Annotated in this window: 10 protein-coding genes; 7 read left to right on the top strand and 3 right to left on the bottom strand. The window is 56.7% G+C overall.

Going from position 1 to position 8,499, the window contains the following annotated elements:
- Nucleotides 1-489: RHS repeat domain-containing protein (locus tag AC6HVW_RS24995; protein WP_497569735.1), on the top strand; the 489-nt coding region annotated here is incomplete at its 5' end.
- 9 nt (nt 490-498) lie between these two features.
- On the top strand, nt 499-1,296 hold the full coding sequence (locus AC6HVW_RS24990) for a hypothetical protein (RefSeq protein ID WP_497569734.1): 798 nt from the start codon (nt 499-501) through the stop codon (nt 1,294-1,296).
- A gap of 66 nt (nt 1,297-1,362) precedes the next feature.
- Here the strand turns inward: AC6HVW_RS24990 and AC6HVW_RS24985 are convergent, their stop codons facing one another.
- The 3 genes from AC6HVW_RS24985 to AC6HVW_RS24975 form a co-directional block, all read right to left on the bottom strand.
- Nucleotides 1,363-1,680 carry a SymE family type I addiction module toxin gene (locus tag AC6HVW_RS24985; RefSeq protein ID WP_497569733.1) on the bottom strand — a complete coding sequence of 106 codons (318 nt, stop codon included), beginning with the start codon at nt 1,678-1,680 and terminating at the stop codon, nt 1,363-1,365.
- Nucleotides 1,681-1,694: 14 nt separating this feature from the next.
- Complete coding sequence (locus AC6HVW_RS24980; protein WP_497569732.1) at nt 1,695-1,919, bottom strand: SymE family type I addiction module toxin; 225 nt, start codon at nt 1,917-1,919, stop codon at nt 1,695-1,697.
- A gap of 72 nt (nt 1,920-1,991) precedes the next feature.
- On the bottom strand, nt 1,992-2,354 hold the full coding sequence (locus tag AC6HVW_RS24975) for a helix-turn-helix domain-containing protein (RefSeq protein ID WP_254612031.1): 363 nt from the start codon (nt 2,352-2,354) through the stop codon (nt 1,992-1,994).
- Nucleotides 2,355-2,491: 137 nt separating this feature from the next.
- Between AC6HVW_RS24975 and AC6HVW_RS24970 the strand changes: the two genes are divergently transcribed.
- From AC6HVW_RS24970 to AC6HVW_RS24950, 5 genes are all read left to right on the top strand, one after another.
- Nucleotides 2,492-5,431, top strand: a complete 2,940-nt coding sequence (locus tag AC6HVW_RS24970; RefSeq protein WP_497569731.1) for a CHC2 zinc finger domain-containing protein — start codon at nt 2,492-2,494, stop codon at nt 5,429-5,431.
- A gap of 259 nt (nt 5,432-5,690) precedes the next feature.
- Nucleotides 5,691-6,716 (top strand): site-specific tyrosine recombinase XerC, encoded by a 1,026-nt coding sequence (gene xerC, locus AC6HVW_RS24965; protein ID WP_497569730.1) that lies wholly within the window; start codon nt 5,691-5,693, stop codon nt 6,714-6,716.
- Nucleotides 6,717-6,747: 31 nt separating this feature from the next.
- A complete protein-coding gene (locus AC6HVW_RS24960; protein ID WP_497569729.1) occupies nt 6,748-7,026 on the top strand; it encodes a type II toxin-antitoxin system ParD family antitoxin in 279 nt (92 codons plus the stop codon).
- Nucleotides 7,026-7,337: a type II toxin-antitoxin system RelE/ParE family toxin gene (locus AC6HVW_RS24955; protein ID WP_497569728.1), complete on the top strand. Its 312-nt coding sequence runs from the start codon at nt 7,026-7,028 to the stop codon at nt 7,335-7,337. Before AC6HVW_RS24960 ends, AC6HVW_RS24955 begins: the two co-directional genes overlap by 1 nt.
- 306 nt (nt 7,338-7,643) lie before the next feature.
- Nucleotides 7,644-7,793, top strand: a complete 150-nt coding sequence (locus tag AC6HVW_RS24950; RefSeq protein ID WP_497569727.1) for a hypothetical protein — start codon at nt 7,644-7,646, stop codon at nt 7,791-7,793.
- Nucleotides 7,794-8,499: the final 706 nt, after the last annotated feature.

Genomic DNA, 8,499 nt, shown 5'->3' with positions numbered 1-8,499 from the left:
GACCCGATAGGGCTGGCGGGGGGAGTTAACCCGTATGCTTATGTACATAACCCGCTGACATGGGCAGACCCATACGGGTTAGCTGCATGCCCAATGCGTGAAGTGAATGGAACAAAGATATTTGGTAAAGGCCAAAAAGATGGAACCCCTGGTCACGATCAGTTCTCTGAAGTTATAGCTAATAAATTAGCTATGAGCGGTAAGTTTAAAGAGGTTTATTTAAATAGGTCATATAGCTTTGCTAATGGCAAGGGAATATCCGGACGACGACCTGATGTTATGGCTATTGATATGAATGGCAAAGTTCACGCTATAGAATTGGCATCTAAAACAGATATGGGTAAAAAGCTGCCAACACTTACGAGTCGTAATGATACTGCAATGAATAACCTGCCATTGAATAAGCAAGGTGAAGTTCTTGTCCTTGAACATCCATTTAATGCGCGAGATATGAAGTCAGCATTAGATAACTTAATTTCAGGAATATAAGAGGAATATATGTATTCTGGAATGGCTGTATATAACACTGAGAGTATAGACGCAAAAACTGCGTGCGAACTAGGTGAGAAGCTATTTATCGATATTGGTATGCCTATTACTGGTGCTGGATATTATAAGATGTTAAAAAATGGTGATCATCCAGGCGATCACGACATCATAGAAATATCATTCCCTGACTTAAAGGAAAAAATAAATAATAATGCGGTAACCGCTTTTAGAATATACTCAGAGCAGAAAGATGCTCAGCCGTGGAATGCATCTTTTGGTTATATGACCAATGAGTTCGGTGGCTTCAATTATATTGATGTGCAATACCCAAGTGTAGCTGATGACTCCAAGTCTACAACTGAATTTTTAAGTTCATTGCCTGATAGTATGCCATATTCATATGGTATTAAGTACTGTAGTGATAAAGTCACCAAAGCGTTCTATTATGCCACTGGTGATAATATGGTTAATATATATCAATATGAAAACGCATCTTTATTTAAAAGAGAATGCCCAGGTAGGTTTAAAGGCCAAGAGCGTTATAAAGATACAATGTTAAGAATGGTGTATCCTATTAATATGATTAATAGTCATCATCTTGATATTGTTATCGAAAATATTAACTTGAAAGAGTGGATATCAAGTGATGAAAAGCATGGTTCCCTTGAAGTGTTAAGCAATAATCTGTGGCTATGGACCGTTGAGGATACTGAACTCGACGATATAAATAGGTATCTTGGTGAGGCAGGAGTATTAATCTCTTGGAAACCGTTAGCCACTAAAAAAACAGCTAGAAAGCTGCCATAAATAAAAGCGGGGAAGATCATCGTTGGATCTTCCCGGTTATTTTTTATCTGCTGTAATGCTAATACGTTACCCTTGCTGAATCACCACCTGACCAGGCATTACGCTGATCGCCAGCGGTTGCCCTGTCAGGCCACACTGCGTCAGCCAGTCCCCCGCCAGATACAGTTCACCGCTATCCCGTACCCAGCCCACGTCAATATATGGGCGAGCGTCCACGTCCAATAATAACCGCTCAATCTCTCTCTCATCAGAAATCAATGTTATTATCAGCCCGTCCTGGTACGGTTCTATCTTAAATAAAGCCCCCGCCACAAATCCTGCCTTGATAATATCCCTGCCATCAATAATCAGCTCAGTAATAAATCCGCCAGTGGTTGTCTGCATAATATGAGTCCCGTTCATACGCTTCCCTCCACCTGAATAGTCAATCTTCCTTGTTCGATATTTACCGTCACCGGCTGGCCGGTTAAAAAACCCAGTTCTTCCAGCCAATACCCCTTGATAAGCAGCTGGGGCGCGGGCTTCTTGATACCTCGGTTGGGCGAATAGCCCACGGTGTAGCGGCGTGTTGTCTTGGGTGCTTTATTTACGGTGGTGCCTGACTTAGAATCACGCTTAGCCATGATAACTACCTCGAATAGTTGTTGTGGTGAGCGGCGGTAGTGGGGTGCGAACCCATTGCCGCCGCGCCTGTGTTAACGCTTGTTACTGATGTTCATCACCTGTTCTACCATTGCCTTCTTAACAAAACTGTCCAGCACGGTGATCAACGCTTGTTGATCGGTATCTGGCAGCAGATCGGCCTTCTGCCACAAGGCATGTAAGGTGTGGTTACGCACCTTCACCTCTTCCGATACGGCCTTGCGGCCAACCAGCTCATCCAGCGTGACCTGTAGCACGTCAGCGATCTTGATCACCGTATCGAGATGGGGCGCGGTTGCGCCTTTCTCCCAGCGGTTATAGGCCCTGGGATCAACCCCCAGGAGTTCGGCCAGGCGCACCTGGCTGAGATTACGGGCTTCACGCAACAACCGAAGACGTTCTGCAAACGCTGACATATCCATACCTGCACACAATGACTCGATGTGTCGCATTGTAGCGTCTCCTTTTTTAGTTGCCTGTTGCAAATCGCATAATGTATAGATACTATAATCTACACATATGTCCATTGACAAGGTTTTAAAGGAGCGAAGTGATGGCCCGTATCCCTGAAGCAGAACTGCAACACCTGAAAGCCGCTGTCTCCCTGGTTGCCGTGGTACGGGCGCAAGGTCGGCAAGTGTTCAAGAAGGGCAAAAACTTTACGGTGCTGTGCCCGTTCCATGACGAGAAAACCCCGTCAATGGTGCTGTCGCCGGGCAAGAACCTTTACCACTGCTTCGGCTGCGATGCGGGCGGCTCGGTGCTGGACTGGGTGATGCACACCGAGCGCCTGAGTCTGCGCAAGGCGGTGGAGCGGCTGCGCGGTGAGCTGGGCGAAAACCCGGTTGTGGCACCCCTGGTCGCCCAGGACGAGCCGGAGATCCTGGAAGAGGACGAGGCGGGCCGCCAGGCGCTGCTTAACCGGGTGGTGGAGTTTTACCATCACACCTTGCTCAATGCCCCGGAGGCAGTGGCCTATCTGGAGAAACGTCGCCTCAACCATCCTGAGTTAGTCGCGCAGTTCCGGCTGGGCTTCGCCAACCGGACGTTGGCCTATCGTCTGCCAATCAAGCAGGTGCAGGCCGGGGCGAAGATCCGCGCCCGGCTCAAGGATGCGGGGATCATGCGTGACACCGGTCACGAGCACTTTACCGGATCGTTAGTGGTGCCGGTGATCGATCTGAACGGGCAGATCCGTGAGATGTACGGGCGCAAAATCACATCCGGGCTACGCAGTGGCACGCCGTTACATCTGTATCTGCCGGGGGCGCATGGCGGGGTGTGGAACGAAGCGGCGTTGCAGGCCAGCCAAGTGGTTATCCTGTGCGAATCGCTGATCGATGCCATGAGCTTCTGGGTGGCCGGTCACCGCAATGTCACGGCGGCTTACGGGGTGAACGGCTTCACGGCGGCCCATGTGCAAGCGCTGCAACAGTACGGCACCAAACAGGTGTTGATCGCCTTCGATAACGACGCGGCGGGTAATGAAGCGGCGGTGAAACTGGCGGCCCGGCTTGCCGGGCTGGGGGTTGAGACGTTCCGGGTGGTGTTCCCGGCGGGCATGGATGCGAATGGCTATCTGTGCCAGGTGGCCGAGCCGGACATGGCGTTCCGGCTGCTGATCGAGTCGGCTGTGCCGATGGGGGAACCCGTGCAGGTCGTCGAGGGAAAACATCAGCACCAGACCGTGCCGGGGCCGGAAACCGTCCCTTCTTTAGCTGCTGCCCCTGCCGAGCCTGGCGTGGTGGTTGAAACCTTGCCTGGTGGTGAGCTGGAGATCGGCTTGCCGGGGCAGCAATGGCGCATCCGGGGGCTGGCGCAGGTGAAAGCGGGCGGCGGGGCCATGAAGATCAATGCGCAGGTGATCGATACGGTCAGCGGTGTGATGTTCGCGGACAGCGTGGACATGATGAGCGCCCGCAGTCGGGCGGGCTATGCCCGGATGGCCGCCGCCGAGCTGGGGACGGCTGAAGGCCAGCTCAAGCAGGCGCTGGGGCGGGTGTTGTGGGTGCTGGAACAACAGCAGAACGCGCCAGAACCCGAGGACGGCGGGCCGGAGCTGGATGAAGCCGAGAAAGCGGCCGCGCTGGCGTTGCTGCAAGATCCGGATCTGATCGGGCGTATCATCGCCGATCTGGCCGCCTGTGGGGTGGTGGGGGAGTCCACCAATCTGGTGGCGGGTTACCTGGCGGCGGTGAGTCGCAAACTGGATCGGCCCCTGGCAGTGCTGATCCAGTCGTCCAGTGCGGCGGGCAAGTCGTCGCTGATGGATGCGGTGCTAAACCTGATCCCGCCAGAGGAACGGCTGCAATACTCGGCGATGACCGGGCAAAGCCTGTACTACCTGGGTGAAACCAATCTCCAGCACAAGATCCTGGCGATAGCGGAAGAGGAAGGGGTGCGGCAAGCGGCCTATGCGCTCAAGCTGTTGCAGTCGGAGGGGGAGCTAACGATAGCCTCCACCGGCAAGGACGAGGCGACGGGCAATCTGGTCACCAAGCAATATACCGTCAAAGGGCCGGTGATGCTGATGCTGACCACCACGGCGATCGACGTGGACGAGGAGTTGTTAAACCGTTGTCTGGTGCTGACGGTGAACGAATCGCGCGAGCAGACCGAGGCGATCCATGCCCGGCAGCGTTACGCCCAGACGCTGGAAGGCTTGTTGGCCGAGAGCGAAAAAGGCTACCTCACCGCGCTACACCAGAATGCCCAACGGCTGTTAAGGCCGCTGAACGTGGTCAATCCGTTCGCCTCGCAACTCACGTTCATGAGCGATAAAACCCGCACCCGGCGCGACCATATGAAGTACCTCACCCTGATCCAGTCGATAGCGCTGCTGCACCAGTACCAGCGGGAGGTAAAGCGGGTCGAGCATCGAGGCGAGGTGGTTGAGTATATCGAGGTGACGCGGGAGGACATCGCGCTGGCGAATCGGTTGGCGCATGAGATCCTGGGGCGCACCCTGGACGAGATGCCGCCGCAGACGCGCAAGCTGTTGTTGCTGGTTAAAGGCATGGTGGCGCAGCTGGCGCTGGCGCAGAACAAGCGGCCGGGCGAGGTGCGGTTCACGCGGCGGGATATCCGCAACGCCACGAACTGGAGTGACAGCCAGCTCAAACTGCACTGCCAGCGGCTCAGTGACATGGAGTACCTGTTGATCCACGGCGGAAGCCGGGGCCACCTGTTGCAGTACGAACTGCTGTGGGACGGGCAGACGCCAGACGATGCGCACCTGTGCGGGCTGATCGATGTGCCGGAAGCGGCTAAAAAAGAGGAATATGACTCACGCAAGTCTGGGTCAGTGAATGGCAAGTCGGGGTCAAGTCTGGCCCAGGTTGAGGCCAAGTCTGGGAAGGTGAAAACCGCTCAGGGCAGGCCGGGCAAGGGGTTACCGGTGGCAAGTCGCGGCAAGGCCAAAAATACGGTTCCGGTGAAAGAAAAGCCGACGCATCGTAATCATAACGCCAATCGCATCCGCGACAGCCCGTAAGGGCTAACGTCTGAGCGATGAAACCTGGACTACGATATCCGCAAGTCTGGGTCTGTAGCGAGCAAGTCGAGGTCAAGTCTGCCTCAAGTCGGGGCCAGGTCTGGTTAGAAGAATCCCTCTCAGGCCACGCCGGACAAGGGCTTGCGGGCCGCAGGTCGAACCGGTGCCATAAACGTGGTTCCAGCCCGAAAGATGTCCCCCGATACCGTAGTCACAGTCCCTTCAACACCACCGCCTATCCTGGCAAGGAGCGCCCACCATGAAGTCCCCCTCAGCCCTGACCACGTTACGCCAACACACCACACTGTATCTGAATCACCTGGAAGCCGGCGGTTATAGCCCGCGCACCCTGGAGGGTTACCAGGAGCGGCTGTTGCCGTTCGTGACCTGGTGCGAGCAGCGCGGGGTGATGACCGCGCCGCAGGTGAGCCTGGTGGTGTTGGAAGGTTACCAGCGTTATCTGCGTAGCTACCGCAAGCCGGATGGCAAACCGTTGGCGCAGAGCGGACAACTGAACCGGCTCTCGGCCATCAAAATGCTGTTGCGCTGGCTGTTGAAACGGCACCATATCCTGTACAGCCCGGCGGAGCAGCTGACGCTGCCGAAGGCCGAGAAACGACTACCGGCGCAGGTGCTGAGTGAAGAAGATATGGAGGCGGTGCTGGCGGCGCAGGATGATGAGACGCCGCTGGGGCTGCGTAACCGCGCGGTGCTGGAAATGCTGTGGAGCACCGGGCTACGGCGGATGGAGCTGGCCAACCTGCTGTTGGCGGATATCGACGCCGGGCGGGGCGTGTTGGTGGTGCGGCAGGGCAAGGGGCGAAAAGATCGGGTGGTGCCGGTAGGCTATCGGGCGCTGGCCTGGGTACAGCGCTATCTGAATGCAGTCCGGCCCCAACTGACGCAGCGGCATGACAGCGGCCACCTGTTCGTGACGGTGAAGGGAGCCGGGTTGAAACGTGCCACGCTGACAGAGATAGCGGGCCGGGCGATCCGGGAGGATGCACAGCTAAACAAGGCCGGAGCCTGCCACCTGTTCCGGCACGCGATGGCGACGCAGATGCTGGAGAACGGCGCGGATACGCGACACATCCAGGCGATCCTGGGGCATGAGAAGCTGGAGACGACGCAGGTGTATACACGGGTGGCGATAGGGCAACTGAAAGCGGTGCATGAGCGAACGCATCCGGCGGAATGTGCGGTGCAGCCGAGAAAGGACAAGCCGCCGGACAACGAAGAACCTGATAGGAAACCTGACAGTCAGAAAAAGAGCGAGTATGATTAAATCCTACTCAGATAAGCGATGAGGTTAAGTGATGAGAACGACACAACAGATGAGTATCACCTTGCCGAATGAAATGGCTGCGCAAATAAAAGCCAGAGTCGCCAGCGGTGAATATGCCTCGGAAAGTGAGGTGATCCGAGAGGGGCTCAGGGCGTTGATAGCACGTGACCAGGCCGTGGAGAAATGGCTGCATGATCAGGTAGTTCCTGCCTGGAATGCGTTGAAAAATGGTCAGTCAGCAGGCGTTAGCGCGGGGGATATCAGAGCACGGCTGAAAGGCGAGCACAAAAAAGCGACAGGAGAAAGCTGATGAAGTACGAGGTGGTGTTCTCAGCGCAAGCGGAAGAGCAACTTGCCGCGCTTTACCGCTATATCGCCAATGCTGCTACACCACAGACGGCCTTGAGTTACACAGAGAACATCGTGGAATACTGTGAGGCTCTGGAGCAGTTCCCACATCGGGGAAACCCGCGTGATGATATCTTACCCGGGCTGCGGGTGACCCACTACCGCAAGCGGACAGTCATCGCCTTCGTGGTGGAGGCTCAACGAGTGAGTGTGTTAGGTATTTACTACGGTGGACAGGACTACGAAAGCGCGCTGTCAACGGAAGAGGAATAGCTGACTACGGCGTTGTTCCTGTCACGACATTAGTACATCGCCTGCCCGCTGCCTGTGAGATCGGCGGAGGGAGCCCCAGGCAGCCGCTCGCCCTCCCTGGCTCCCGCCTGCCTGTGTTGGCATCGGCGTGTGCGGGGGTAAATGGCCGCGCACCGGGGTTAGGCTGTGGTGTTCTCTGCATGTTGGGTTCCCGGCTTGCGTCCATTAAACATAATGCGGGGGGATTATCCGCACCCGCCCCGGCGAGCCACCAAGGCGACCTAGCCCCCGACAAGCGGCCCGTATGCGTATAATCCGCATTATGTCTTGCGCCCCCGCAGTCGGCCTCCTGGCCCGGCGTGGCGCGCCGCTCGTAAACTCCCGCCGCTGTTGGCACCGGTGCGCACCTGGACGACGGGGTGTGCCGCCATCCCTGGCGGGGTGAGTGCGGTGTTGTTGGCCAAGGTCAACGGCTAAGGGGAGGTCGGCCAAAGGCCTCCGCTGAAAGCGTTGATGCCCGCCCAGCGCAATCTGGCTACGCCGGGTCGTGCCCCGCGGTAAAGAAGCGTGTCACTCCTTACCGTCTCGCCAGCTCACGCTCCCCACCCTGGTACGGTGTGGTCATGCAAGCCTCCCACACGCCTCAACCTCCGGTGCCTCACAAGTAGCGGTCCCGCCCGGCGTGATAGGTAGCGGTCATGCAAAGCCGGATCCCTCACAGGCATCGTGCAACGGCGGCTAAACGGCGTGGTCATGCAAGCCCTTGCTGGTCATAGGCAACGTGCAACGGCAGCTAAACAGGAAAGCGCAGCGTTGTCATGCAGGCCGGGAGCGTCCATGCCGCCTGGTGCATCGGAGCGCCGCAGGGCGTCGCTTGCGGGTTCTCTGCCACCCGCGCCCGCAATCCGGCCCCGTCCCCCCGGCGGTGGGGCTGCCGGAGTGCCGAGGCCGGAGCCGGAACAGCCAGTGTTACGCAGTAACGAAAACAAGGGGTTAACGGGAGTCGGTGGTGCCGTTATACTGCGTGAAGACGAAAAAACGCACGTCGGGGCTGTCGTGTTGCGTAGATGTTAAAAGAGTAACAGGTTCTAGCCGGGAAGCCAGTAACGGTGCGGGCGGTAGCGTGCCAAAAAGTACGATGACGTCGGGATCGTTCCTATGACCCGATAGGGCTGGCGGGGGG

The sequence above is a fragment of the Serratia sp. NCCP-200 genome, from assembly GCF_059697885.1.
Note: the sequence above shows the minus strand (reverse complement) of the source record. Positions and strands in the feature narration are given on the sequence as shown.

Excerpts from the sequence above, each read along its gene's own strand:
- AC6HVW_RS24955 (WP_497569728.1), top strand. The coding sequence starts at position 7,026 with ATGAAGTACGAGGTGGTGTTCTCAGCGCAAGCGGAAGAGCAACTTGCC.
- AC6HVW_RS24960 (WP_497569729.1), top strand. The coding sequence starts at position 6,748 with ATGAGAACGACACAACAGATGAGTATCACCTTGCCGAATGAAATGGCT.
- AC6HVW_RS24985 (WP_497569733.1), bottom strand. The coding sequence starts at position 1,680 with ATGCAGACAACCACTGGCGGATTTATTACTGAGCTGATTATTGATGGC.
- AC6HVW_RS24975 (WP_254612031.1), bottom strand. The coding sequence starts at position 2,354 with ATGTCAGCGTTTGCAGAACGTCTTCGGTTGTTGCGTGAAGCCCGTAAT.
- AC6HVW_RS24990 (WP_497569734.1), top strand. The coding sequence starts at position 499 with ATGTATTCTGGAATGGCTGTATATAACACTGAGAGTATAGACGCAAAA.
- AC6HVW_RS24970 (WP_497569731.1), top strand. The coding sequence starts at position 2,492 with ATGGCCCGTATCCCTGAAGCAGAACTGCAACACCTGAAAGCCGCTGTC.
- xerC (WP_497569730.1), top strand. The coding sequence starts at position 5,691 with ATGAAGTCCCCCTCAGCCCTGACCACGTTACGCCAACACACCACACTG.
- AC6HVW_RS24980 (WP_497569732.1), bottom strand. The coding sequence starts at position 1,919 with ATGGCTAAGCGTGATTCTAAGTCAGGCACCACCGTAAATAAAGCACCC.